Here is a 23,700-nt window from a genome sequence, read left to right on the forward strand (position 1 = left end):
ATGCGCCGCACCCTGCTCCCATGCGCCCTGCTGCTCGCCGCCGGGCACGCCGTGGCCAGTACCGCCTGGGTCTCCAACGAGAAAGACAACAGCCTGAGCCTGATCGACATGCAGACCCTGCAAGTCACCGACACCCTCAAGGTCGGCCAGCGTCCGCGAGGCTTGCTGCTGTCCCATGACAACAAGCTGCTGTACATCTGCGCCAGCGACTCGGACCGCGTGCAGGTGATGGACGTGGCCACGCGCAGGATCATCAAGGAACTGCCCTCCGGCAAAGACCCCGAGCAGTTTGCCCTGCACCCCAATAACCGCTGGCTGTACGTGTCCAACGAAGACGATGCGCTGGTCACCGTGATCGACACCGAGACCTCCAAGGTGCTCGGCCAGATCAACGTCGGCGTCGAACCCGAAGGCATGGCCGTGAGCCCGGATGGCAAGTGGGCGGTGAACACCAGCGAAACCACCAACATGCTGCACTGGATCGACACCAGCACCCAGACCCTGGCCGACAGCACCCTGGTGGACCAGCGCCCGCGCTTCGTCGAGTTCAACCACGATGGCTCGCAGCTGTGGGCCTCGGCGGAAATCGGCGGCACCGTGACCATCCTCGACGTGGCCAGCCGCGCGATCCTCAAGACCCTGACCTTCAAGATCAAGGGCGTGCACCCGGACAAAGTCCAGCCGGTCGGCATCAAGCTCAGCGCCGACGGCAAGTACGGCTTTGTCGCCCTCGGCCCGGCCAACCATGTGGCGGTGATCGACGCCAAGACCTTCGAGGTCCTCGACTACCTGTTGGTGGGCCGCCGCGTGTGGCAGATGGCATTTACCCCGGACGAGAAACAGTTGCTGGCCACCAATGGCGTGAGCGGTGATGTGTCGGTGATCGATGTGGACAGCCTAAAGGTGATCAAGTCGGTGAAGGTCGGGCGTTATCCGTGGGGCGTGGTGGTCACGCCATGAACGCCCTGGAAGTGCGCGAGCTGAGCTTCGCCTATGGCGCACGGCAGGCCTTGTGCGAGGTGAGTTTCAGCCTGGCACCAGGGCGCTTTGCGGCGCTGCTGGGGCCCAATGGCGCCGGCAAATCCACCTTGATCGCCCTGCTCACGCGGCTGTATGACCTGCAAAGCGGCGACATTCGCGTGGGCGGTCATTCCCTGCGTGAGGCGCCGCGTGCGGCCCTTACACAACTGGGTGTGGTGTTCCAGCAAAGCACCCTGGACCTGGACTTGAGCGTGGAACAGAACCTGCGCTACCACGCTGCGTTGCATGGTTTGTCGCGGCGCCAGACCGACCTGCGCGTCGCCGCCGAACTGGCCCGCCAGGCCCTCACCGAACGGCGCCGGGAAAAAGTCCGCGAGCTCAACGGCGGGCACCGCCGCCGCGTTGAAATCGCCCGCGCATTGCTGCATGAGCCGCGCCTGCTGCTATTGGATGAGGCCAGCGTCGGCCTCGACCCCGCCAGCCGCCTGGCGCTGAACCAGCACGTGCGCAGCCTGTGCTGCGAACACGGCATCAGCGTGCTGTGGACCACTCACCTGCTCGACGAAGTACAGGCCGACGATGCCTTGATGATCCTGCACCAGGGCCGCCTGGTGGCCAGTGGGCAAGTCGATGCCTTGATCGCGCAACAAGGCGGCGACCTGGGCAGCGTGTTCGCGCGCTTGACCCGCCCCACCACGACGGGAGCGGCGGCATGAACGCTTACTGGCAATGCCTGCGCGGCATCGTGCTGCGCGAGTGGCTGCGCTTTGTGTTGCAGCGCACGCGGTTTCTCAGTGCGCTGGTGCGCCCCTTGCTGTGGCTGCTGGTATTCGCCGCCGGGTTCCGCGCCGCGTTGGGCATCTCGGTGATCGAGCCCTACAACACCTATATCCCCTACGAGGTGTACATCGTCCCGGGGCTGGCCTGCATGATCCTGCTGTTCAACGGCATGCAGGGCTCGCTGTCGATGGTCTACGACCGCGAGATGGGCAGCATGCGCGTGCTGCTGACCAGCCCGCTGCCGCGCACGTTTTTGCTGTGCAGCAAGCTGTTGGCCACCGCGCTGATTTCGCTGTTGCAGGTGTATGGGTTCCTGGCGATCGCCTGGGTGTACGGCGTGCAACCGCCGGCCATGGGGCTGGTCGTCGCCCTGCCGGCGTTGCTGCTGGTGGCCTTGATGTTGAGTGCCCTGGGCTTGCTGCTGTCGAACGCGATCCGCCAACTGGAGAACTTTGCCGGGGTGATGAACTTCGTGATCTTCCCGCTGTTTTTCCTGTCATCGGCGCTGTACCCGCTGTGGAAGATGCGCGACTCCAGCGAATGGCTGTACTGGCTGTGCGCGGTCAACCCGTTTACCCACGCCGTGGAGTTGGTGCGCTTTGCCCTGTACCAACGCTTCGCCGGCCTGGCCCTGGCGGTGTGCCTGGGCTTGACCGTGCTGTTCGCGGTGTTGGCGGTGCTGACCTTCAATCCCCAGCATGCGGCGTTGCGCAAAAAGGGCTGAAGGCGGCAAAACTACTACTTTGGTACTGGTTTTCCTGTCTATCGTCGCATTCCCAAGGGCTCGGGACTCACGTGTAATGCGCGCATAACGATAAGGATTGCCCTGCCATGCTGCCTGCCCGACTGCCTCTATTGGCGCTGTTGTGCCTGTTCGTCGCCCACGTCCAGGCCGACACCCCACTGTTTTCCGCCGAGGGCTACCGCATCAGCCTGTACCGCAGCCCCACGCCCGACCACCTGCCAGGCGCCACGATCGTCGACACCGCGGCCCTGCAAACCCTGCTCAATCAAAGCCCGGCACCGGTGCTGATCGACGTGTACCGCCGCCAATGGCTGCAAGGCCGCTTCATCGAAGACCAGCCCCACGCCAACCTGCCCGGCAGCCACTGGCTGGCCAATACCGGCGACGGCGACCTGACGCCGGAGTGGCAAAGCTATTTCGTACGCCACTTGTATGCCTACAGCGGCGGCGACCTCAAGCGACCGTTGGTCTTCTATTGCCGCTCCGATTGCTGGCTGAGTTGGAACGCGGTAAAACGTGCCGCCAACCTCGGCTATACCTCTGTGTACTGGTATCGCGACGGCCTGGATGCCTGGGAAGCGGCGAAGCTGCCGGTGACGGTCGCCCAACCCGAGCCATTTCAAACCTCACAATAAGAAAGGTGAACGGCCATGTACAAAATCCTGATTGCCGACGATCACCCACTGTTTCGCGAAGCGATCCATAACGTCATCAGCGACGGCTTCCCCGGCAGCGAAGTGATGGAAACCGCCGACCTCGACAGCGCCCTGGCATTGACCCAGGAACACGACGACCTCGACCTGATCCTGCTCGACCTGAACATGCCCGGCATGCATGGCCTCAATGGCCTGATCAACCTGCGCAACGAGGCGCCGACCATTCCGGTGGTGATCGTCTCGGCCGAGCAGGACAAGCAGGTCGTGCTGCAAGCCATCACCTACGGCGCCGTGGGCTTTATCACCAAATCCTCGCCGCGCCTGCAAATGACCGAGGCGATCCAGCAGATTCTCAACGGCAACGTGTACCTGCCGCCGGACATCATCCGCACCCAGAAACCCGGCACCCACCGACGCCTCAACGAAAATCCCGGCTTCGCCCCCGAACTGCTGCAAGCCCTGACGCGCAAGCAGTTGCTGGTGCTGGAGCGCATGACCAAGGGCGAGTCGAACAAGCAGATCGCCTACACCCTGGAGATTGCCGAGACCACGGTGAAGGCCCATGTGTCGGCGATCCTGCGCAAGTTGAATGTACATAACCGGGTGCAGGCGATCCTCAGTGCCGGGGATATCGATTTCGGCTCGTACCTGCGCCGCTGACCCATCTGACACAACACAAATAAAATGTGGGAGGGGCTTGCTCCCGATGGCAGTGGAGCAGTCGGCATCTACTTGACTGAACCACCGCTATCGGGGGCAAGCCCCCTCCCACATTGGTTCTCTGTTTGTCAGGGCCGGCCGAGCAGGTGGCTCATGGCAGTCTTGAGCATCAGCGCCGCCAATCTTCCAGACACAACACAAATCAAAGGTGGGAGGGGGCTTGCCCCCGATGGCGGTGTATCAGTCAGTTATGATGTCGACTGACCCACCGCTATCGGGAGCAAGCCCCCTCCCACATTTTGATCTCCACTTGTGGGTATTTCGCCGTTCATTTTCCGAGCAGGTGGCTCATGGCGGTCTTGAGTTTCATCGGCCGCACCGGCTTGTGCATCAGCGTGTGCCCCAACTCGCGAATTTGCAGCTTGAGTTCATTGCTGTAGTTGGCGGTGATCATCAGCGCCGGTATCGCGCGGCCGCGGCGTCCATTGATGCGGGCGACGGCGTCGACGCCGTTCTGGTCGTCGTCGAGGTGGTAGTCGGCGATCAGCAAGTCGGCTTCGGCATGGTAGTTGTCCACCTGGCGCGCCAGGTCCTGCTCGGACAACGCGGTGATCACCTGGCAGCCCCAGCCTTCGAGCAAGGTGCGCATGCCCGCGCAGATCGCCGCGTCGTTATCCAGCACCCACACCCGCGCGCCTTGCAGGCGTTCGAGCATCGGTTCGCTCATGGCCAGGATCGGCAGAGACTTGGGCGCCGTGGCGCTCAACGGCACCTCCACCGAGAACATCGAGCCCTTGCCCGGCCAGGATTTGACGCTGATGCGATGCCCCAGGATCCCGGCGATCTTTTCCACGATCGCCAGCCCCAGGCCCAGCCCACGGTCCTGGTCGGGCCGCTGCACATCGCCGCGCTTGAATTCCTGGAAAATCTCCTCCAACCGCTCCTCGGCGATGCCCATGCCGCTGTCCCACACCTGGATCGACAAACGCTGATGCTGGCGGCGACAGCCCAGTACCACCCGCCCCTTGTAGGTGTAGCGAAGCGCATTGCTCAGCAGGTTGCGCAGAATCCGCGCCAGCAACTGAATATCGCTGCGCACCAGCGCCGAACAACCGACAAAATGCAATTCCAGGCCCTCGCTGCGGGCCAATTCGGTGTACTCGGCGGCCAGGTTATCCAGCAGTTCACTCAGGGCAAACGGCGCGATGTCGGCCTTGATCACCCCGGCATCCAGCTTGGAAATATCCACCAGGGTGCCCAGCAGGTTTTCCACGTCTTCCAGGGAATTGCTCACGTTGCGCACCAGGGTTTCGCTGGGCCGCTCCAGCAGTGCGCTGGTGAACAGGCGCGCCGCATTCAAAGGTTGCAGCAGGTCATGGCTGACAGCGGCGAGGAATTTGGTTTTCGACAGGTTGGCCTGCTCGGCCTCGAGCTTGGCTTCGCGCAGGCGCGCCTCCATGCGCCGGCGCTCGTCGATCTCCTGCAACAACTGGTCGTTAAGCGCGGTGAGCTCCGAGGTGCGCTGGGCCACGCGCTGCTCCAGGTGCTGATAGGCCTGGTGCAGGGCTTCGGCGGTGCGGCGGCGTTCGGTGATGTCGCGGATCAGCACGAAGATCCCCACCACTTCGCCGCTGGCCAGCATATTCGGCACATAGGAGCGCAGCATGTAGCGCTCCTGGTTATTGATATTGGTCTCGGCGAACTCGAAGGTCACGCTCTCCCCGGCCAGGGCGCGGGCGACGTAGGCGTCCAGGCGCTGGCAATGCTGTTCGCTGTGGACTTCGCGCAGGCTCTGGCCGAGCATCATGCCGCGCGGCCAGCAATACCATTCTTCATAGACTTTGTTGGTGAACTCATAGACCAGGTCGGCATTCAGGTAGCCGATCAGGGCCGGGACGTTATCGGTGATCAGGCGAATCCAGCGTTCGCTTTCCTGGGCCTTTTGCGCCGCCGCCTGTTCGCCGCGCAGGGTTTCGGCGCGCAGCCGGGCGTTGATCAGCAAGTGGTTGCTGGCCTTGAGTTCGGCCATCGCCTGGTTCAGCGCGTCGGTGCGTTCGCGCACCTGCTCGGCCAGCACCACCGAATGCTGGAAGGTGGTGTAGGGGTTATTGCCCTGGGCCATGCCGGACTCGATGCGCTCGATCAGCGCCGCGTTGATCCGTGCCAGCTTGTGGTTGTCCTGCTGCAGCTGGGCAACCTGGGCGAGCAGTTCAGCGCCGGCCTCGGGCAATGGCGACCCCGGTGAAGGTCTGGTTGATATGCATGCCATTGAACTGTTCTCCGTAGGTGTTGAAACCCATCACCCGCTGGTCGCGCAGGAAGCCGCCGATCTGTTCCAGATTGTCTGAGTCTTCCAACTCCAGGCGGCGCAGGAAGCAGTCGCAGCCGATGGTCAACAGCAGGTCGCCAAGACGCGCTTGCAGGCCGTCGAACAGGGTTTGCAGGTTTGGCAGGATCGGCCCGGGTTTCATCACGGTGAGGACGATGCCGTTTTCCACCGCGCAGTAGAAACTCAGGCTCAGGTCGTCGTGCACTTGTTGGATCGCGCGCACGTAGTACTGGTCATGGATGCGCACCGCCAGCGGGTGCGCCGCGAAGACGCGGTGGTCGAGGTCGGCCACGGCCACGCCGATATGCCGCGCGTACTCTTCGGCGGCGGGTTCGGCGTTGAGCTCGAAAACCCGGCGTGACGGGCTGTCGGCGCCGGTCACCACCAGCTTTTCACTGCGCGGCAGGATGTGGTGGGTGGTGAACACCTCGAAGTCCAGCCAGGTATTGACCAGCACCACCACCGCCGCGCCGCTGTGGAAGGCGCCGTTGAAGTACACATGGGTGTGGGTGAGGAAGTTGTCGTCGCCGGCCGAACCGCCGAAATGCGGAATGTCGCCGAGCGCCGCGCTGAGGGCGGCGAGCACCACTTCTTCGCGGCTGGACAGGCCATCGAGCAGGGTCAGGGCGAAGGTGTTGCCCTTGATCGGTGCCAGGGTATTGCTGCGGCAACCGCCGACCAGACGTTCGACCATCTGCTGGGCGTCGATCAGGCTGAAGTGTTCCACCTGGTCGATCAGTTCCGTGGCGATGGAAAAGTGCGCATGGTTGAAGCCCATCGCCGTAATGCAATTGCGCCCATAGCCCTGGGGCGTGATCTCGCCGGCGCTGGTGCAGCCCACCACGCGCACGTTGCCGAAACACTCCTGCAGGGCGCGGCCCAGGGCCTGCAGGTCGTAGGACGCCGAGCAGAAAAACAGCACGAAGCCCAGGTACGGATGCAACAGTTGCCGCGCCAACTCCTCGGCGGCCTGCCCGGCATCGGTGGCCTGGGACATGGCACTGACTACGCCTTCACTGTTGTGCATCGTTGCCTCCCCCTCTGAAGCATGAGTGTACGAAGGGCGGGGGACGGGACCTATGCTACTTGGGTACTGGGTGGGGGGATGCGATGGGATGAATCGCTCAAAAACAAGGGAGATTCAACTGTTGGACGGCATTTCAAATTCACAGCAAAGCGTTCACAAGCATTCCAGCTGCAACCACCACACACAGGCTGGCAAACCCCACCTGCAAGGTGCGGGCGGGGATCACCGAACACAGGCGCCGGCCGATCAGCATGCCGACGATGCTCGCCGCGATAAACACCCAGCCCACGGGTTCGATGCGCACACCGGCATGGAACGCGCCAGCCACGCCGATCAGCGAAATCAGGCTGATCACCATCAGCGACGTGGCGACGATGCCACGCATCTGCACGTCGGTGAGTTGCTTGAACGCCGGCACGATCAAAAAGCCGCCGCCCACCCCGAGCAACCCCGAGACTGCCCCCGTTACCGCGCCCAGTGCGGCCAGGGTGGCGCTGCATTTGGCGGTCCAGGCCAGGCGCCCGGTCTGCTGGTTGAGCATGCAGTTCTTCTGGCCCCAGGACGCCGCGCCATGGTCACTCGGCCCGGCCTCGAGCTTTTCGCGCTGCAACATGCGCCAGGCCACCAGCACCATCAAGGCACTGAACAGGCCCATCAGCGCCGGCTCCGGCAACTGGTGGGCGAGAAACACCCCGACCGGCGAAAACAGCGCGCCGAGCAAGGCGATCAACAGCGCGGCGCGGTAACGCACCAGGCCGTGACGTAACCCGTCAATCGCCCCGACGGCCGCTGCCGCCCCCACCGCAAGCAACGACACCGGCGCGGCCTGGGTCATGGTCAAGCCCAGCCCCAGCACCAGCGCCGGCACCCCGAGGATGCCGCCGCCCGCGCCGGTCAGGCCCATGACCAGGCCCATCAACACGCCTAAAACGCTCGCCAGCAGCATTCAGTCCACCTTGCTCAGACGGGTCAGCCACTCGCGGCCCTTGAGCATGCCGTTCCAGTAGAACCACGGCAGCAACGTCGCCTTGAGAAACCACATCGAACGGCGTGCCCGGGTCGGGTCGAGGGGAAAGGTCGGCAGCAGCTTGCCGCCGTAGCCGAACTCGGCCAGCACCACCTTGCCCTTCTCCACCGTCAGCGGGCACGAACCATAGCCGTCGTACTTGAGCGGCAGCGGCGCCTGTTTGCGCAGGGCCAGCAGGTTTTCGGCGACCACCACGATTTGCTTGCGCACGGCGGCGGCGGTCTTGGCGTTGGGGGTACCGCACACATCGCCCAGGCCGAAGATGTGCGGGTAGCGCAGGTGTTGCAGGCTGTGGGGGTTCACCTCGCACCAGCCGGCGGCGTCGGCCAACGGGCTGTGGCGGATGAAATCCGGCGCGACTTGCGGCGGTACCACGTGCAGCAGGTCGAAGGATTTTTCCTCGACGGTGACGTTGCCCTCGGCATCCTTCACCTCGAACCAGGCCTTGCGCGCCGGGCCGTCGACCTTGGCCAGGTTGGCGTTGAACGCCAGGCGCGCGTTGTACTTCTCCACGTACTTCATCAGCGGTGGCACAAAAGTCGCCACGCCGAACAGTGCCGCGCCGGCCAGGTTGAATTCGACGTCGATGTGCTTGAGGTCACCGTGCCTGAGCCAGTGATCGCAGGACAGGTACATGGCCTTTTGCGGTGCACCCGCACATTTGATCGGCATGGCCGGCTGGGTAAAGATCGCCTTGCCGCGCTTCAACTGCTGCACCAGCTGCCAGGTATACGCCGCGTGCTCATAGCTGTAGTTGGACGTGACGCCGTTGCGGCCCAACGTGTCTTCCAGGCCCTCGACTTTCTCCCAGGCCAGGCGCAGGCCGGGGCAGACGATCAGGTGGTTCCAGGTCACCCGCTGGCCGCTGTCGAGCACCAGGGCGCGCTCGTCCGGCAACAGTTCGGTGACGGCGGCCTGCACCCAGGTGACGCCATTGGGCAGCACGTCGGCCAGGGGGCGTCGGGTCTTTTCCAGGTCGTAGGCACCGCCGCCGACCAGGGTCCAGGCCGGCTGGTAGCAGTGCTGGTCGCAGGGTTCGATAAGGGTGATGTTGAGGTCGGGGTCGCGCTTGAGCAGGCTGGCCAGCAGGCCGATGCCTGCCGAACCGCCGCCGATGACGACGATATCGCCACTGATGGTTGGCCCCCAGTGTTGGTCGGTCATGGTCTATTGCCTTTTATCGTCAATGCACACAAGGGTCGCTGCCGTATGGCGTCACGCCCAGCTTTTTATCACCGCGCCGCAGTAAAGGCCGGACAGTGTCTTCATCACTTGGATCACTTCGTGGCTGGCCAGCCCGTAGAAGATGTACTTGCCTTCGCGACGGGTGGCGACCAGCCCTTCGTCACGCAGGATGCCCAACTGCTGTGACAGCGTGGGCTGGCGTACGCCGGTCATGGTTTCCAGCTCGCCGACGTTGCGTTCGCCCTGGGTCAGTTGGCACAGGATCAACAGGCGATCCTCATTGGCCAGGGCCTTGAGCAAGGCACAGGCCTTGGATGCCGACGCGCGCAACTGGGCGACTTCGCCTTCACTCAGAGTAGATTCCATTTGCCTCGGGTCCTTTGCGTCACTTAAGCTCAAAACATTATGTGTAAATGTAAAGTGATTGTAATCACTTTTTTCAACATCAGGGGCAGCCGTCATGTCAGCGTTGATTCATTCCTTTCTGGACGAGGCGTCGTCGACCTACACCTATGTCGTCTATGAAGCAGACGGCGGCCCCTGCGCCATCGTCGATTCGGTGCTCAACTACGACCCGGCCTCCGGGCGCACCGACACCGCCCAGGCCGACAAGGTCATCGCCTTTGTGCGTGAGCACGACTTGCAGGTGCAATGGCTGCTGGAAACCCACGCCCACGCCGACCACCTGTCGGCCGCGCCGTACCTGCGCCGCACCCTGGGCGGCAAGATTGCCATCGGCCAGGCGATCAGCAAGGTGCAGGACGTGTTCAAGCACCTGTTCAACCTGGAGCCGGAATTTCGCGTCGATGGCTCGCAGTTCGACCACCTGTTCGCGCCGGATGAAATCTTCCACATCGGCACCATCAAGGCCCAGGCCCTGCACGTGCCCGGGCATACCCCGGCGGACATGGCCTACCTGATCGACGACCGCTTGATCCTGGTGGGCGACACCCTGTTCATGCCCGATGTCGGCACCGCCCGCTGCGACTTCCCCGGCGGCGATGCGCGCCAGCTGTATGCATCGATGCGCAAGCTCTTGGCCTTTGCCCCCGACACCCAGCTGTACGTGTGCCATGACTACCCGCCCGAAGGCCGCGAGGCCAAATGCCTGACCACCGTGGCGGAGCAGCGCGCGGGCAATATCCATGTGCATGACGGAGTGGATGAAGCGGCGTTCGTGGCGATGCGCACCCGACGCGATGCCGGGCTGGGGATGCCCACGCTGTTGTTGCCGGCGATCCAGGTGAATGTGCGAGCGGGGAATATGCCGCCGGCGGAGGAGAACGGGGTGGTGTACTTGAAGATTCCGTTGAACCAGCTCTAAAACCGTCCTGCCTGGCGTCCATGCCGTTCCATGCTCCGGGGGTGCTGCGCAGGTGTGATCAGGCTACGGCAAATTTCGACACGATCTGCTTGAGGTCCACCGCCAGCCTCGACAGTTCCTGGCTGGCGATCGAGGTCTGGCCGGCCGCCGAAGAACTCTGGATGGAAAGATCACGGATGCTGATCAGGTTCTGGTCCACCGAACGGGCCACGTGGGCCTGTTCCTCGGAGGCCGTGGCGATCAACAGGTTGCGGTCATTGATATCGGTAATGGCTTCGGTGATCTGAGTAATTGCCAGGCCCGCTTCATGGGCAATCTTCAAGGAGTCCACCGCTTCGTTGCGGTTGAGGGCCATGGAAGACACTGCTTCGCTGGAGCACGTCTGGATTTTCGCGATCATCTGCTCGATTTCCTGGGTCGAGGTCTGCGTTCTGTGGGCCAGGGCCCGCACCTCGTCGGCCACCACCGCAAAGCCCCGGCCCTGCTCCCCTGCCCTGGCGGCTTCAATGGCCGCGTTCAAGGCCAGCAGGTTGGTTTGCTCGGCAATCGAGCGGATCACTTCAACCACCCGCGCAATATCCTGGGCCTGCCTGGCCAGCCCTTCGACTTCGACGCCGGTCTGCTGCACCGTGGCGCTGAGTTTCTCGATGGAGGCGATGGTTTGCGTCACACGCTCCTGGCCGACTTTGGCCGAGCGTTGGGAGTCCTGGGTGGACTGGGACGCCGACACCGCATTGCGCGCCACTTCTTCAACTGCTGCCGTCATTTGGTTAACCGCCGTGGCGGCCTGATCGGTTTCCATGCTTTGGCGTTCAATACCGGCACTGGACTCGCGGGTGATGGCGCTCATCTCCTCCGCCGCCGCCGCCAATTGCCCGGACGCCTCGGAGATGTGCTGCAAGGTACTTTTCAGGTTCATTTGCATGGACGCGGTGGACCGTTGCAACGCGGTCAACTCGTCATTGCCATTGATGGCAATCGCCACGCGCAGATCGCCGTCGGCAATCTTGCCGGTCGATACCAGCAATTCACGCACCGGAGTAATGATGCTGCGGGTAAACAGGCTTGCTACCACGACGGTGATCAGCAAGGAGGCGGCCATCAATATCCAGGTGAACAGACGCGCCGCGTCATATTCGCTGGAAGCCACCTGCACCGCCGCCTTGGAGCCCCGTTCATTCAACGCGATCAACTCGCTGATGGAACGCTGCACATCCAGGGCAATCGGCCCGTTGACTTCGCGCAGGTAGGTCGACATCTGTTCAGCGGACAAGGTGGAGGCTTGTGCGAGGAACTCATCCATCTTCTGGCTGTAGTTCTTGATGCTGGCTAATGCTTCGTTGTACTTGGCTTGCTCTTCGGGGCCTGAGACTAACGGCCCATAGCGTTCGGCAACATCGAGGGCTTCGGTACGGGTCGCCTTGAGTTTTTCCAGGGAGGCCGGATCCTGGCGGCTGATATCCATGGCATAACGACGCAGATCGAGACGAAGTTTATAAAACGCCGAATCTATTTCACCCGCCAACCGAATACTGGGGAGCCAGTTAGTTTCGATTTCAACCGTCGACGAATAGACCTTATCGACTTTTATCAGGGTCATTGCCCCTTGTATCAGCAGCAAAAGGCACACCAGGCCAAAACACAGTGTGGTACGGAAGTTCAACTTCAAGGCTCTCATGGACATCGCGGCTTACCCCTTTCCTGGGCCGCGAACTTCACGGCCTGATGGGGCCAATGTGTTGAAATACGTGTGAAAAATACGTGACCGCTGATGCAATTTTTCATTAACTGAAAATAAAAAGCCCGCCCTGATTATTACTTGGCTAACTATCAGGATCAGCGGTGCAGCCCCTATTGAAATCAAACCATTAACCCACCCGGCGGCAATGGCAGCGCCGTCTTGTAGCGCACTTGCTTGAGGGCAAAGCTCGAGCGGATGTTGGCGACACCCGGCACCTTGGTCAGGAAGTCCATCATGAAACGCTCCAGCGACTGGATCGTCGGCACCAACACCCGGATCAAATAGTCCGGGTCGCCGGCCATCAAGTAGCACTCCATCACCTCGGGCCGGTCGGAAATCGCGCCTTCGAACTGCTGCAACGCCAGCTCGTTCTGCTTTTCCAGGCTCACATGGATAAACACGTTGACGTGCAGCCCCAGCAGATCGGCGTCGAGCAGCGTGACTTGCTCGCGAATCAGGCCCAGTTCCTCCATCGCCTTGACCCGGTTGAAACAGGGTGTGGGCGACAGGTTGACCGAGCGGGCCAGGTCGGCGTTGGTAATCCGCGCATTCTCCTGCAGCGCGTTGAGAATGCCGATATCGGTACGGTCCAGTTTGCGCATGAGACAAAATCACCTGTTTATTATGTTTATGCAGGTTTTTTATCCGCAAATGATCGCGGGCGCAATGAAACACAGATAAATATTCTTCTACGCCACGCCTATGATTGTTGTAGGACAAGATTTCTCTTACCCGGAGACTGACTGTCAGCTAGCGCGCCCACTACAAGAAATTCACAAGATCGAGCGTAGAAAGCCATGAATCAGCCGTATGACCCACTGCGCCTGCACGTTCCCGAACCCTCGGGCCGCCCAGGCTGCAAGACCGACTTTACCTACCTGCGCCTGACCGACGCCGGCCTGGTGCGCAAACCCGCCATCGACGTAGAACCCGCCGACACCGCCGACCTGGCCAAGGGCCTGATCCGCGTGCTCGACGACCAGGGCCAGGCCCTGGGCCCGTGGGCCGAAGGGGTTCCCGTGGAGATCCTGCGCAAAGGCATGCGCGCCATGCTCAAGACGCGGATCTTCGACAACCGCATGGTGGTCGCCCAGCGTCAGAAAAAAATGTCGTTCTACATGCAGAGCCTTGGCGAAGAAGCCATCGGCAGCGCCCAGGCCCTGGCCTTGAACATCGACGACATGTGCTTCCCCACCTACCGCCAGCAAAGCATCCTGATGGCCCGCGACGTGCCGCTGGTGGACCTGATCTGCCAGTTGCTGTCCAACGAGCGCGACCCGCTCAAGGGCCGCCAGTTGCCGATCATGTACTCGGTCAAGGATGCAGGCTTCTTCACCATTTCCGGCAACCTCGCCACCCAATTCGTACAGGGTGTGGGCTGGGGCATGGCCTCGGCGATCAAGGGCGATACCAAGATCGCCTCGGCCTGGATAGGTGACGGCGCCACCGCCGAATCCGACTTCCACACCGCCCTCACCTTCGCCCACGTGTACCGCGCCCCGGTGATTCTCAACGTGGTCAACAACCAGTGGGCCATCTCCACCTTCCAGGCCATCGCCGGTGGTGAAGCCACCACCTTCGCCGGACGCGGCGTCGGCTGCGGCATCGCCTCCCTGCGCGTGGACGGCAACGACTTTATCGCGGTGTACGCCGCCTCCGCCTGGGCAGCCGAGCGCGCGCGCCGTAACCTCGGCCCAACCCTGATCGAATGGGTCACCTACCGCGCCGGCCCGCACTCCACCTCGGACGATCCGTCCAAATACCGCCCCGCCGACGACTGGAGCCACTTCCCGCTGGGCGACCCGATTGCCCGCCTCAAGCAGCACCTGATCAGGATTGGCCAGTGGTCCGAAGAGGAGCACGCGGCGGTCAGTGCCGAACTGGAAGCCGAGGTGATCGCCGCGCAGAAACAGGCCGAACAGTACGGCACCCTGGCCGGTGGCCAGATCCCAAGCGCCGCGACCATGTTCGAAGACGTCTATAAAGAGATGCCGGAGCATTTGAAGCGCCAGCGTCAAGAGTTGGGGATCTGACATGAACGATCACAACAACAGCATCGAATTGGAAACCGCCATGACCACCACCACCATGACCATGATCCAGGCCCTGCGCTCGGCCATGGATGTGATGCTTGAACGTGATGACAACGTGGTGGTGTTCGGCCAGGACGTCGGCTATTTCGGCGGCGTGTTCCGCTGCACCGAAGGCTTGCAGACCAAGTACGGCAGCTCGCGGGTGTTCGACGCACCGATATCGGAAAGCGGCATCGTCGGCGTGGCGGTTGGCATGGGTGCCTATGGCCTGCGCCCGGTGGCCGAGATCCAGTTCGCCGACTACGTCTACCCCGCCACCGACCAGATCATCTCCGAAGCCGCGCGCCTGCGTTATCGCTCGGCCGGCCAGTTCACCGCGCCCTTGACCATGCGCATGCCCTGCGGCGGCGGCATCTACGGCGGCCAGACCCACAGCCAGAGCATCGAAGCGGTGTTCACCCAGGTCTGTGGCCTGCGTACGGTGATGCCGTCCAACCCCTATGATGCCAAGGGCCTGCTGATTGCCTCCATCGAAAACGATGACCCGGTGATCTTCCTCGAGCCCAAGCGCCTGTACAACGGCCCGTTCGACGGCCACCACGACCGCCCCGTAACGCCGTGGTCGAAACACCCGCAAGCCCAGGTGCCGGACGGTTACTACACGGTGCCGCTGGACGTGGCCGCCATCGTGCGTCCGGGCTCGGCCGTCACTGTGCTGACCTACGGCACCACGGTGTATGTGTCGCAGGTCGCCGCCGAAGAAACCGGCATCGACGCCGAAGTCATCGACCTGCGCAGCCTGTGGCCGCTGGACCTGGACACCATCGTCAAGTCCGTGAAGAAGACCGGCCGTTGCGTGGTGGTGCACGAAGCCACCCGTACCTGCGGCTTTGGTGCCGAGTTGGTGGCGCTGGTGCAGGAGCATTGCTTCCACCACCTGGAAGCGCCGATCGAACGCGTCACCGGTTGGGACACCCCCTACCCGCACGCGCAGGAGTGGGCGTATTTCCCAGGCCCGTCCCGAGTGGGCGCGGCGTTGAAACGGGTCATGGAGGTCTGAATGGGCACGCACGTTATCAAGATGCCGGACATTGGCGAAGGCATCGCGGAAGTTGAATTGTCGCAGTGGCATGTGAAGGTCGGCGACATGGTCGTCGAAGACCAGGTGCTGGCGGATGTGATGACCGACAAGGCGATGGTGGACATTCCCTCGCCGGTCCATGGCAAGGTGATTGCCCTCGGCGGCGAGCCGGGTGAAGTGATGGCGGTGGGCAGTATCCTGATCAGCATTGAAGTCGAAGGCGCGGGCAATGCCAAGGAGGTGCCGGTAGCCGCGGAGCCGGTGAAAGCGGCTGCCGTTGTCGAGGCCAAGCCGGCACCGGTGGTCGAAAGCAAGCCCGCACCGGTGGCAGCCGCACAGGCCCCCGTGGCCCGCGATGCCGACGAACGCCCTCTGGCCTCCCCCGCCGTGCGCAAGCACGCGCTGGATGCCGGTATCCAACTGCGCCTGGTCCAGGGCTCCGGCCCGGCCGGGCGGATCCTGCACGAAGACCTCGAGGCCTACCTGCAACAAGGGGCTTCAAAGCCTTCGACGGCAGCCAACCCTTACGCCGAACGCAACGACGAAGAACAGATCCCGGTGATCGGCATGCGCCGCAAGATCGCCCAGCGCATGCAGGACGCCACCCGGCGTGCCGCGCACTTCAGCTATGTGGAAGAGATCGACGTCACCGCCCTCGACGAGCTGCGCGTGCACCTCAACGACAAGCACGGCGCCACGCGCGGCAAGCTGACGTTGCTGCCGTTTATCGTGCGCGCCATGGTCGTGGCGCTGCGGGACTTCCCGCAGATCAACGCGCGCTACGACGACGAAGCCCAGGTCATCACCCGCCTCGGCGCGGTGCATGTGGGCGTCGCCACCCAGAGCGACGTGGGCCTGATGGTGCCGGTGGTGCGTCACGCCGAAGCGCGCAGCCTGTGGGGCAACGCCGAGGAAATCACGCGTTTGGCCACTGCTGCACGCAATGGCAAGGCCAGCCGCGATGAGCTGTCCGGTTCGAGCATTACCCTGACCAGCCTGGGTGCCCTGGGCGGCATCGTCAGCACCCCGGTGCTGAACCTGCCGGAGGTGGCCATCGTCGGCGTCAACCGTATCGTTGAGCGGCCGATGGTGATCAAGGGCCAGATCGTGATCCGCAAGATGATGAACCTCTCCAGCTCCTTCGATCACCGCGTGGTCGATGGCATGGACGCGGCGCAATTCATCCAGGCCATTCGCGGCCTGCTCGAACAACCCGCCAGCCTGTTCCTGGAGTAAGGGCATGACCCAGACATTGCATACCACGCTGCTGATTATCGGCGGCGGCCCTGGCGGTTATGTGGCCGCCATTCGTGCCGGCCAGCTGGGCATCCCGACCATCCTGGTGGAAGGCCAGGCGTTGGGCGGCACCTGCCTGAATATCGGCTGCATTCCGTCCAAGGCCTTGATTCACGTGGCCGAGCAATTCCAGCAAACCGTGCATCACAGCCAGGGTTCCCGGTTGGGAATCGAGGTGGATGTGCCGACCCTGGACATCCGCAAAAGCGTGGAATGGAAAGACGGCATTGTCGACCGCCTGACCACCGGTGTCGCCGCACTGCTTAAAAAGCACAAAGTGCAGGTGATCCATGGCTGGGCCAAGGTGGTGGACGGCAAGACCGTTGACGTCGGTGACCAGCGCATCCAGTGCGAACACCTGCTGCTGGCCACCGGTTCGACAAGCGTCAACCTGCCGATGCTGCCGATTGGCGGGCCGATCATCTCGTCCACCGAAGCCCTGGCCCCGACCCGCGTGCCCAAGCGCCTGATTGTGGTGGGCGGCGGCTACATCGGCCTGGAGCTGGGGATTGCGTATCGCAAGCTCGGCGCCGACGTGAGTGTGGTCGAGGCCCAGGACCGCATCCTGCCGGCCTACGACGCCGAGCTGACGCAACCGGTGAACGAATCCCTCAAGCAACTGGGCGTGAAGCTGTACCTCAAGCACAGCGTCACGGGTTTTGCCGATGGCAGCCTGCAAGTATGCGACCCGAATGGCGACATCCTGGCGCTGACAACCGATCAGGTGCTGGTTGCCGTTGGTCGCAAACCCAACACCCAGGGTTGGAACCTTGAGGCGCTGAACCTGGAGATGAACGGCGCGGCGATCAGGATCGACAGCCGCTGCCAGACCAGCATGCGCAACGTGTATGCCATCGGCGACCTGAGCGGCGAGCCGATGCTGGCGCACCGCGCCATGGCCCAGGGCGAAATGGTTGCCGAACTGATCAGCGGCCGACACCGCGAATTCAACCCGGCGGCGATCCCGGCGGTGTGCTTTACCGACCCGGAACTGGTGGTGGTCGGCAAGACGCCCGACGACGCCAAGGCCGCCGGCCTGGACTGCATCGTGTCGAGCTTCCCGTTCGCCGCCAACGGCCGCGCGATGACCCTGGAGTCGAAAACCGGCTTCGTACGGGTGGTGGCACGCCGCGACAATCACCTGATTGTCGGCTGGCAGGCGGTCGGCGCCGGCGTGTCCGAGCTGTCCACCGCCTTCGGCCTGAGCCTGGAAATGGGCGCACGCCTGGAAGACGTGGCCGGCAGCATCCACGCCCATCCGACGCTTGGCGAGGCGGTGCAGGAAGCTGCGCTGCGGGCCCTGGGCCACGCCTTGCACCTATAGCGTTTGTGGCGAGGGCGCTACAGGGGATGCGAACGGGCCCGGGAATGAAGTATTGTTGCGTCCATTCAGAAAAAAACCGACTTGACCAAAGATAGAGGGTGTCATGGGTAACGAAAGCATCAATTGGGACAAGCTGGGTTTTGACTACATCAAGACCGACAAGCGGTTTCTCCAGGTCTGGAAAAACGGCGAATGGCAAACCGGCACCCTGACCGACGACAACGTGCTGCACATCAGCGAGGGCTCTACCGCCCTGCACTACGGCCAGCAGTGCTTCGAAGGCCTCAAGGCCTACCGCTGCAAGGACGGCTCGATCAACCTGTTCCGCCCGGACCAGAACGCCGCGCGCATGCAGCGCAGCTGCGCCCGCCTGCTGATGCCCCACGTCCCGACCGACGCGTTCATCGACGCGTGCAAGCAAGTGGTCAAGGCCAACGAGCGGTTCATTCCGCCGTACGGCAGCGGCGGCGCGCTGTACCTGCGCCCGTTCGTGATCGGCACCGGTGACAACATCGGCGTGCGCACCGCGCCGGAGTTCATCTTCTCGGTGTTCTGCATCCCGGTCGGCGCCTACTTCAAGGGCGGCCTGGTGCCGCACAACTTCCAGATCTCCACCTTCGACCGCGCCGCCCCACAGGGCACCGGTGCCGCCAAGGTCGGTGGCAACTACGCCGCCAGCCTGATGCCGGGCTCGGAAGCGAAGAAATCCGGTTTCGCCGATGCGATCTACCTGGACCCGATGACCCACTCGAAAATCGAAGAAGTCGGCTCGGCCAACTTCTTCGGGATCACCCACGACAACAAGTTCATCACACCGAAATCACCTTCGGTGCTGCCAGGCATCACCCGCCTGTCGCTGATCGAACTGGCCCAGACCCGCCTGGGCCTGGAAGTGGTCGAAGGCGAGGTATTCATCGACAAGCTGGATCAGTTCAAGGAAGCCGGTGCCTGCGGGACTGCGGCAGTGATCTCGCCGATCGGCGGTATCCAGTACAACGGCCAGTTGCATGTGTTCCACAGCGAGACCGAAGTCGGCCCGATCACCCAGAAGCTCTACAAAGAGCTGACCGGCGTGCAGACCGGCGACGTCGAAGCGCCAGCGGGTTGGATCGTTAAGGTCTAACAGCCTCAATGCATATCCCATGTGGGAGGGGGCTTGCCCCCGATGGCAGTGGGTCAGTCAATGAATCTGTTGACTGATACACCGACATCGGGGGCAAGCCCCCTCCCACATTTGCTCTCCAGTGTCCTCAGGATTGAGCCGGGATATTCTCGGCAATCTTCTTGCCCATGCTGATCCTCGGCTCCACCCCATACCCCAGCGCCTCATAGAACCCCACCACCGCCTCATTGCCACCGGTGATCTGCAGGTTGATCTTCATGCAGCCCAGGGCCGTCAGGGCCTGTTCCGCATGCCGCACCAGCGAGGAACCGAGGCCATGACGCCGATAGCCAGGGTGCACGGCCACCGAGTACAACCAGCCGCGATGACCGTCGTAGCCGGCAAGCACCGTCCCGATGACAGTCTTTTTGTCCGTCGCCACAAAAAACAGCCCGTCATTGACCGCCAGTTTCTTATCGATCGCCAGGGTCGGCAGGTTATGCGCCGTGTCATACCCAAACGCCTCCTGCCATAACGCCACCACTTGCCCGCGGTGCTGGCGGTCGCGATACGGACCGATGGGATGGCGCGACAACAGCGCCTTTTCCATCACCAACGTGCGCTCATTGCCGTGGTAGACGTCGCGTACCGTGTGAAAACCCAGCCTGGTGTAGAACGGCTCGGCGGTCAGCGAAGACGGCACACTCAGCGTCGTCACCCCCGCTTCCCGCGCGCGCAGTTCGATTTCAATCATCAGCAACCGGCCAATGCCCTGCCCTTGCAGCGTAGGGTTGACGAACACCGAACGCACCACATTGGCATCCAGGGCCGCCGTGGCGACGATCACCCCGTCCTGGACCGCCACCAGCACCACACGGCGCTTGAGCAGGTCGAGCACCGCGTCCGGGGTGAAGTTGCTGGCCACCCGGGCAATCACATCCGCTGGATAGTCCCGCGCATTGCTGCTGTGCAAGGCCGCCAGGATGACCTGGCTGATCCCTTCGGCATCCTCGGATTGGGCAAGACGTACGACGGTAGACATGATTCCTCCTGGCTGACGGCGTTATTACAGTCGCCACTGTACCAATGCGGGAGGGGGCTTGCTTCCGATGGCGGTGTGCCAGTTGATAGATTGAGTGACTGATATACCGCAATCGGGGGCAAGCCCCCCTCCCACATTTTGACCGCGCTCCAGCTCCAACAGCCGATTCGGCTGCCTCACCCCCCTTTTAAGCTTTCCCGGCTGAGCCGCCCCTGGGTTTCAGCCGGGATTCCCCTGCCACAGCGAACAAAATAGCCCCACTGCTCAACCCCATGGATTCGTGCCCCCATGCAAACCACCAATACCGTCCTGATGATTCGCCCGGCGCGCTTTGCCTTCAACCCGGATACCGCGATCAACAACCGTTTCCAACGCCCGCCCCTCGACCCGCTCAGTGCACAGCAGAAAGCGCTGGAAGAGTTCGACGGCTATGTCGACACCCTGCGCCGGCACGGCGTGGAAGTGCTGGTGGTGCAAGACACTCCGGCGCCCCACACACCCGACTCGATCTTCCCCAACAACTGGTGGAGCAGCCACGCCGACGGCAGCCTGGTGCTGTACCCGATGGAAGGCCAGAACCGACGACTGGAGCGCAACAAAGGCGTGCTGCAAGTGCTGGAGCAGCGCTTTGCGATCAAGGACACCATCGACCTCAGCCACCTCGAACAACAGAACATTTTCCTCGAAGGCACCGGCAGCATGGTCCTCGACCGCCAGCACCGCATCAGCTACGCCTGCCACTCCGGGCGCACCCACCACGACGCGTTGCGCCAGTTTGCCGAACGCCTCGACTACCAGCTCTGCGTCTTCCACGCCGTCGACCGCCACCACGCACCGATCTACCACAGCAACGTGATGATGAGCGTCGGCCGCGACCTTTCGGTGGTGTGCCTGCAAGCGTTGCCCGACGCCGACGAACGCCAGGCCCTGGAACGCTCGCTGCGCGACACCGGCAAAGACATCCTCGGCCTCGACTTCGACCAGCTCGAAGCCTTCGCCGGCAACATGCTCGAAGTCCACGACCGCGACGGCCAGCCGCTGCTGGTGATGTCTGCCAGTGCCTGGGGCGCGCTGCAACCGGCCCAGCGCCGGCATGTGGAGCGCCACACCCGGCCGGTGGTGGTGAACATCGACAACATCGAACGCATCGGCGGCGGCAGTGCCCGCTGCATGCTGGCAGAAGTGCATCTGCCCGCCCGTCCCTCATTTCAATAAGGAGTCTTGCCATGACCCGCTATATCGACGTCAACGACCTCAGCTATCTGGTTTCGCAAAAAGGCCTGCACACCTGCATCACCGAGATGGCCGAGTACATCCGCGCCGACTACCTGCGCTGGCAGGACTTTGAAAAATGCGCACGCCTGGCCAACCACTCGCCGGATGGCGTGATCGAGTTGATGCCGGTGTCCGACGCCTCGCTGTACGCCTTCAAGTACGTCAACGGCCACCCGAAGAACACCTTGGCCGGCATGCTCACCGTAATGGCCTTTGGTGCCCTCGGTGACGTCGACACCGGCAAACCGGTGCTGCTGGCGGAAATGACCCTGACCACTGCCATTCGTACCGCCGCCACGTCGGCCCTGGTGGCCCGCTACCTGGCCCGCGCCAACAGCCGCAGCATGGCGTTGATCGGCAACGGCTCCCAGAGCGAATTCCAGGCCCTGGCCTTCCACGCCATGCTCGGCATCAACGAGATCCGCCTGTTCGACATCGACGCCAGGGCCACCGCCAAGCTGGCAGCCAACCTCAAGGCGTTCCCGGCAATCAAGGTGATCCTGGCCGGCAGCGTGGCCGAAGCGGTCAAGGGCGCAGACATCGTCACCACCGTCACCGCCGACAAGGCCTACGCGACCATCCTCACCGACGACATGATCGAGCCCGGCATGCACCTCAACGCCGTGGGCGGCGACTGCCCAGGCAAGACCGAGCTGGACCGCCGCATCGTCGAGCGCGCCCGTGTGATCGTCGAGTACGAACCGCAAAGCCGCATCGAAGGTGAAATCCAGCACATGCCGGAAGACTCGCCGGTGACCGAGTTGTGGCAGGTCATCAACGGCCAGGTCGCCGGCCGCGAGCATGAGCGCCAGGTCACCCTGTTCGACTCGGTGGGCTTTGCCATCGAAGACTACTCGGCCCTGCGCTATGTGCTGGACGTGGCCAAGGCCCTGGATGTCGGCAGCGAACTGGAACTGGTGCCGGACCTGGCCGACCCCAAGGACTTGTTCGCGCGCCTGGCCCAACAGCCTCGAGCACAGCATAAAAAGCGCGCCTGAGACCGCTCTGGCCTGCCCCTTTGCGCCATGGGCAGGTCGGATTTCCAGGGCTCAAAAGCCGATTCAGCGGGTGTCACAGCCGATTCCGCTGCATTGCGTGTTTTAACAGCGCAATTTGCGCTTTGAGCACCGGGTAAACGACACAAAAAACGCACCATCATGAAGCATTCTGAGCCCGACCAAAGAGTCACCGAATGCATGCACGCTGCACCCTTTCTACTGCCCTGACATCAATTACAAAATATAGGGACTGACACATGACTCCACTGCGATCACTCTTCGCTGCGTTGCTGTTGCCACTGTGCGCCAGCGCCGCCCACGCCCAGGATTGGAAAGAAATCCGCTTCGGCGTATTCCCCGAGTACCCCCCGTTTGAATCCGTGGCCGCCGACGGTAGCCTGCAAGGCTTCGATATCGAATTGGGCAACGCCATCTGCGCCAAGCTCGAGGTCAAATGCACCTGGGTGCACAACGAATTCGACGGCATGATCCCGGCCCTGCGCGCGCGCAAGTTCGACGCGATCATGTCGTCCATGGCCGTGACCCCGGCGCGCGAGAAAGTCATCGACTTCACCGACCGCCTGTTCCTCAGCCCCACGTCGGTGATCACGCGCAAAAACGCCGACTTCGGCGACACCCCGGAATCGTTGAAAGGCAAACAGGTCGGCGTGCTGCAAGGTTCGTTGCAGGAAGCCTATGCCCGCGCGCACCTGGCCAGGCTGGGCGCGCAGATCAAGGCGTACCAGTCCCAGGAACAGAACTACGCCGACCTGCAGAACGGCCGTCTCGACGCCACCCTGACCGACAAGCTCGAAGCCCAGCTCAACTTCCTGTCCAAGCCTGAAGGCGCCGACTTCAAGACCGGCCCGGCCTTCAAGGACCCGACCCTGCCCCTGGACATCGCCATGGGCCTGCGCAAGAACGACCAGGACTTGCGTGCGCTGATCAACAAAGGCATCGCCGCCGTCCAGGCCGATGGCACCTACGCACAGATCCAGAAGAAATACTTCGGCGATCAAGACATCTACAACGAATAAGCCAACACAATCCCTTGTGGGAAGGGGCTTGCTCCCGATAGCTGCGGGTCAGTCAAT

General features: G+C 62.8%; 22 protein-coding genes. 14 read left to right on the forward strand and 8 right to left on the reverse strand.

Annotation, left to right across the window (positions count from 1 at the left end; translation table 11 throughout):
* From BLQ09_RS00320 to BLQ09_RS00340, 5 genes are all read left to right on the forward strand, one after another.
* Complete coding sequence (locus tag BLQ09_RS00320) at window positions 1-960, forward strand: YVTN family beta-propeller repeat protein (protein ID WP_027606199.1); 960 nt, start codon at window positions 1-3, stop codon at window positions 958-960.
* Entirely contained in the window at window positions 957-1,697 is a 741-nt protein-coding gene (locus BLQ09_RS00325; protein ID WP_027606198.1) for an ABC transporter ATP-binding protein, read from the forward strand. The genes BLQ09_RS00320 and BLQ09_RS00325 overlap by 4 nt, the downstream gene beginning before the upstream one ends.
* A complete protein-coding gene (locus tag BLQ09_RS00330; protein WP_027606197.1) occupies window positions 1,694-2,485 on the forward strand; it encodes an ABC transporter permease in 792 nt (263 codons plus the stop codon). Before BLQ09_RS00325 ends, BLQ09_RS00330 begins: the two co-directional genes overlap by 4 nt.
* A 107-nt stretch (window positions 2,486-2,592) precedes the next feature.
* On the forward strand, window positions 2,593-3,141 hold the full coding sequence (locus BLQ09_RS00335) for a PQQ-dependent catabolism-associated CXXCW motif protein (protein ID WP_027606196.1): 549 nt from the start codon (window positions 2,593-2,595) through the stop codon (window positions 3,139-3,141).
* A gap of 15 nt (window positions 3,142-3,156) precedes the next feature.
* A complete protein-coding gene (locus BLQ09_RS00340) occupies window positions 3,157-3,822 on the forward strand; it encodes a response regulator transcription factor (protein ID WP_010209341.1) in 666 nt (221 codons plus the stop codon).
* Between the two features lie 328 nt (window positions 3,823-4,150).
* Here the strand turns inward: BLQ09_RS00340 and BLQ09_RS00345 are convergent, their stop codons facing one another.
* The 5 genes from BLQ09_RS00345 to BLQ09_RS00365 form a co-directional block, all read right to left on the reverse strand.
* Window positions 4,151-6,091, reverse strand: a complete 1,941-nt coding sequence (locus BLQ09_RS00345; RefSeq protein ID WP_051429362.1) for a PAS domain-containing hybrid sensor histidine kinase/response regulator — start codon at window positions 6,089-6,091, stop codon at window positions 4,151-4,153.
* Window positions 6,033-7,178 carry a nitric oxide-sensing protein NosP gene (gene nosP, locus BLQ09_RS00350; protein WP_027606194.1) on the reverse strand — a complete coding sequence of 382 codons (1,146 nt, stop codon included), beginning with the start codon at window positions 7,176-7,178 and terminating at the stop codon, window positions 6,033-6,035. The genes BLQ09_RS00345 and nosP overlap by 59 nt, the downstream gene beginning before the upstream one ends.
* 139 nt (window positions 7,179-7,317) lie before the next feature.
* On the reverse strand, window positions 7,318-8,124 hold the full coding sequence (locus BLQ09_RS00355; protein ID WP_027606193.1) for a sulfite exporter TauE/SafE family protein: 807 nt from the start codon (window positions 8,122-8,124) through the stop codon (window positions 7,318-7,320).
* Complete coding sequence (locus tag BLQ09_RS00360; protein ID WP_027606192.1) at window positions 8,125-9,369, reverse strand: NAD(P)/FAD-dependent oxidoreductase; 1,245 nt, start codon at window positions 9,367-9,369, stop codon at window positions 8,125-8,127.
* A 51-nt stretch (window positions 9,370-9,420) separates the two neighbouring features.
* Window positions 9,421-9,756, reverse strand: coding sequence for an ArsR/SmtB family transcription factor (locus tag BLQ09_RS00365; RefSeq protein ID WP_017527038.1), 336 nt, complete (start codon window positions 9,754-9,756; stop codon window positions 9,421-9,423).
* Window positions 9,757-9,850: 94 nt separating this feature from the next.
* Here BLQ09_RS00365 and BLQ09_RS00370 point away from each other — a divergent pair, with 94 nt between their 5' ends.
* Window positions 9,851-10,714 (forward strand): MBL fold metallo-hydrolase, encoded by an 864-nt coding sequence (locus BLQ09_RS00370; RefSeq protein ID WP_027606191.1) that lies wholly within the window; start codon window positions 9,851-9,853, stop codon window positions 10,712-10,714.
* 58 nt (window positions 10,715-10,772) lie between these two features.
* Here BLQ09_RS00370 and BLQ09_RS00375 read toward each other — a convergent pair whose 3' ends face one another.
* On the reverse strand, window positions 10,773-12,398 hold the full coding sequence (locus tag BLQ09_RS00375) for a methyl-accepting chemotaxis protein (RefSeq protein ID WP_043293589.1): 1,626 nt from the start codon (window positions 12,396-12,398) through the stop codon (window positions 10,773-10,775).
* A gap of 176 nt (window positions 12,399-12,574) precedes the next feature.
* Window positions 12,575-13,057: an Lrp/AsnC family transcriptional regulator gene (locus BLQ09_RS00380; protein WP_027606189.1), complete on the reverse strand. Its 483-nt coding sequence runs from the start codon at window positions 13,055-13,057 to the stop codon at window positions 12,575-12,577.
* Between the two features lie 195 nt (window positions 13,058-13,252).
* Here BLQ09_RS00380 and BLQ09_RS00385 point away from each other — a divergent pair, with 195 nt between their 5' ends.
* The 5 genes from BLQ09_RS00385 (at window position 13,253) to BLQ09_RS00405 (ending at window position 19,312) form a co-directional block, all read left to right on the forward strand.
* Window positions 13,253-14,488, forward strand: coding sequence for a 3-methyl-2-oxobutanoate dehydrogenase (2-methylpropanoyl-transferring) subunit alpha (locus BLQ09_RS00385; protein ID WP_027606188.1), 1,236 nt, complete (start codon window positions 13,253-13,255; stop codon window positions 14,486-14,488).
* 1 nt (window position 14,489) lies between these two features.
* A complete protein-coding gene (locus BLQ09_RS00390; protein ID WP_027606187.1) occupies window positions 14,490-15,548 on the forward strand; it encodes an alpha-ketoacid dehydrogenase subunit beta in 1,059 nt (352 codons plus the stop codon).
* A complete protein-coding gene (locus BLQ09_RS00395; RefSeq protein ID WP_027606186.1) occupies window positions 15,549-16,805 on the forward strand; it encodes a dihydrolipoamide acetyltransferase family protein in 1,257 nt (418 codons plus the stop codon).
* Between the two features lie 4 nt (window positions 16,806-16,809).
* The gene (gene lpdA / locus BLQ09_RS00400; RefSeq protein ID WP_027606185.1) at window positions 16,810-18,189 is read left to right on the forward strand and encodes a dihydrolipoyl dehydrogenase; all 1,380 of its coding nucleotides are present in this window, start codon (window positions 16,810-16,812) and stop codon (window positions 18,187-18,189) included.
* Window positions 18,190-18,292: 103 nt separating this feature from the next.
* Window positions 18,293-19,312: a branched-chain amino acid aminotransferase gene (locus BLQ09_RS00405; protein WP_027606184.1), complete on the forward strand. Its 1,020-nt coding sequence runs from the start codon at window positions 18,293-18,295 to the stop codon at window positions 19,310-19,312.
* 127 nt (window positions 19,313-19,439) lie between these two features.
* Here BLQ09_RS00405 and BLQ09_RS00410 read toward each other — a convergent pair whose 3' ends face one another.
* Window positions 19,440-20,333 carry a GNAT family acetyltransferase gene (locus BLQ09_RS00410; RefSeq protein WP_081744436.1) on the reverse strand — a complete coding sequence of 298 codons (894 nt, stop codon included), beginning with the start codon at window positions 20,331-20,333 and terminating at the stop codon, window positions 19,440-19,442.
* A 288-nt stretch (window positions 20,334-20,621) separates the two neighbouring features.
* Here BLQ09_RS00410 and ctlX point away from each other — a divergent pair, with 288 nt between their 5' ends.
* The 3 genes from ctlX (at window position 20,622) to BLQ09_RS00425 (ending at window position 23,643) form a co-directional block, all read left to right on the forward strand.
* Window positions 20,622-21,548, forward strand: coding sequence for a citrulline utilization hydrolase CtlX (gene ctlX / locus BLQ09_RS00415; protein ID WP_027606183.1), 927 nt, complete (start codon window positions 20,622-20,624; stop codon window positions 21,546-21,548).
* A gap of 11 nt (window positions 21,549-21,559) precedes the next feature.
* A complete protein-coding gene (locus tag BLQ09_RS00420; RefSeq protein ID WP_027606182.1) occupies window positions 21,560-22,606 on the forward strand; it encodes an ornithine cyclodeaminase in 1,047 nt (348 codons plus the stop codon).
* Between the two features lie 257 nt (window positions 22,607-22,863).
* Entirely contained in the window at window positions 22,864-23,643 is a 780-nt protein-coding gene (locus BLQ09_RS00425) for an ABC transporter substrate-binding protein (RefSeq protein ID WP_027606181.1), read from the forward strand.
* The last annotated feature ends 57 nt before the right edge of the window (window positions 23,644-23,700 follow it).

This window comes from Pseudomonas sp. NFACC25 (genome assembly GCF_900100935.1).
Classification (GTDB): Bacteria; Pseudomonadota; Gammaproteobacteria; order Pseudomonadales; family Pseudomonadaceae; genus Aquipseudomonas; species Aquipseudomonas marginalis.

Bases quoted from the DNA above. Each gene is read 5' to 3' on its own strand.
- BLQ09_RS00320 (WP_027606199.1), top strand. From the start codon at position 1: ATGCGCCGCACCCTGCTCCCATGCGCCCTGCTGCTCGCCGCCGGGCAC.
- BLQ09_RS00325 (WP_027606198.1), top strand. From the start codon at position 957: ATGAACGCCCTGGAAGTGCGCGAGCTGAGCTTCGCCTATGGCGCACGG.
- BLQ09_RS00330 (WP_027606197.1), top strand. From the start codon at position 1,694: ATGAACGCTTACTGGCAATGCCTGCGCGGCATCGTGCTGCGCGAGTGG.
- BLQ09_RS00335 (WP_027606196.1), top strand. From the start codon at position 2,593: ATGCTGCCTGCCCGACTGCCTCTATTGGCGCTGTTGTGCCTGTTCGTC.
- BLQ09_RS00340 (WP_010209341.1), top strand. From the start codon at position 3,157: ATGTACAAAATCCTGATTGCCGACGATCACCCACTGTTTCGCGAAGCG.
- BLQ09_RS00345 (WP_051429362.1), bottom strand. From the start codon at position 6,091: ATGGCATGCATATCAACCAGACCTTCACCGGGGTCGCCATTGCCCGAG.
- nosP (WP_027606194.1), bottom strand. From the start codon at position 7,178: ATGCACAACAGTGAAGGCGTAGTCAGTGCCATGTCCCAGGCCACCGAT.
- BLQ09_RS00355 (WP_027606193.1), bottom strand. From the start codon at position 8,124: ATGCTGCTGGCGAGCGTTTTAGGCGTGTTGATGGGCCTGGTCATGGGC.
- BLQ09_RS00360 (WP_027606192.1), bottom strand. From the start codon at position 9,369: ATGACCGACCAACACTGGGGGCCAACCATCAGTGGCGATATCGTCGTC.
- BLQ09_RS00365 (WP_017527038.1), bottom strand. From the start codon at position 9,756: ATGGAATCTACTCTGAGTGAAGGCGAAGTCGCCCAGTTGCGCGCGTCG.
- BLQ09_RS00370 (WP_027606191.1), top strand. From the start codon at position 9,851: ATGTCAGCGTTGATTCATTCCTTTCTGGACGAGGCGTCGTCGACCTAC.
- BLQ09_RS00375 (WP_043293589.1), bottom strand. From the start codon at position 12,398: ATGTCCATGAGAGCCTTGAAGTTGAACTTCCGTACCACACTGTGTTTT.
- BLQ09_RS00380 (WP_027606189.1), bottom strand. From the start codon at position 13,057: ATGCGCAAACTGGACCGTACCGATATCGGCATTCTCAACGCGCTGCAG.
- BLQ09_RS00385 (WP_027606188.1), top strand. From the start codon at position 13,253: ATGAATCAGCCGTATGACCCACTGCGCCTGCACGTTCCCGAACCCTCG.
- BLQ09_RS00390 (WP_027606187.1), top strand. From the start codon at position 14,490: ATGAACGATCACAACAACAGCATCGAATTGGAAACCGCCATGACCACC.
- BLQ09_RS00395 (WP_027606186.1), top strand. From the start codon at position 15,549: ATGGGCACGCACGTTATCAAGATGCCGGACATTGGCGAAGGCATCGCG.
- lpdA (WP_027606185.1), top strand. From the start codon at position 16,810: ATGACCCAGACATTGCATACCACGCTGCTGATTATCGGCGGCGGCCCT.
- BLQ09_RS00405 (WP_027606184.1), top strand. From the start codon at position 18,293: ATGGGTAACGAAAGCATCAATTGGGACAAGCTGGGTTTTGACTACATC.
- BLQ09_RS00410 (WP_081744436.1), bottom strand. From the start codon at position 20,333: ATGTCTACCGTCGTACGTCTTGCCCAATCCGAGGATGCCGAAGGGATC.
- ctlX (WP_027606183.1), top strand. From the start codon at position 20,622: ATGCAAACCACCAATACCGTCCTGATGATTCGCCCGGCGCGCTTTGCC.
- BLQ09_RS00420 (WP_027606182.1), top strand. From the start codon at position 21,560: ATGACCCGCTATATCGACGTCAACGACCTCAGCTATCTGGTTTCGCAA.
- BLQ09_RS00425 (WP_027606181.1), top strand. From the start codon at position 22,864: ATGACTCCACTGCGATCACTCTTCGCTGCGTTGCTGTTGCCACTGTGC.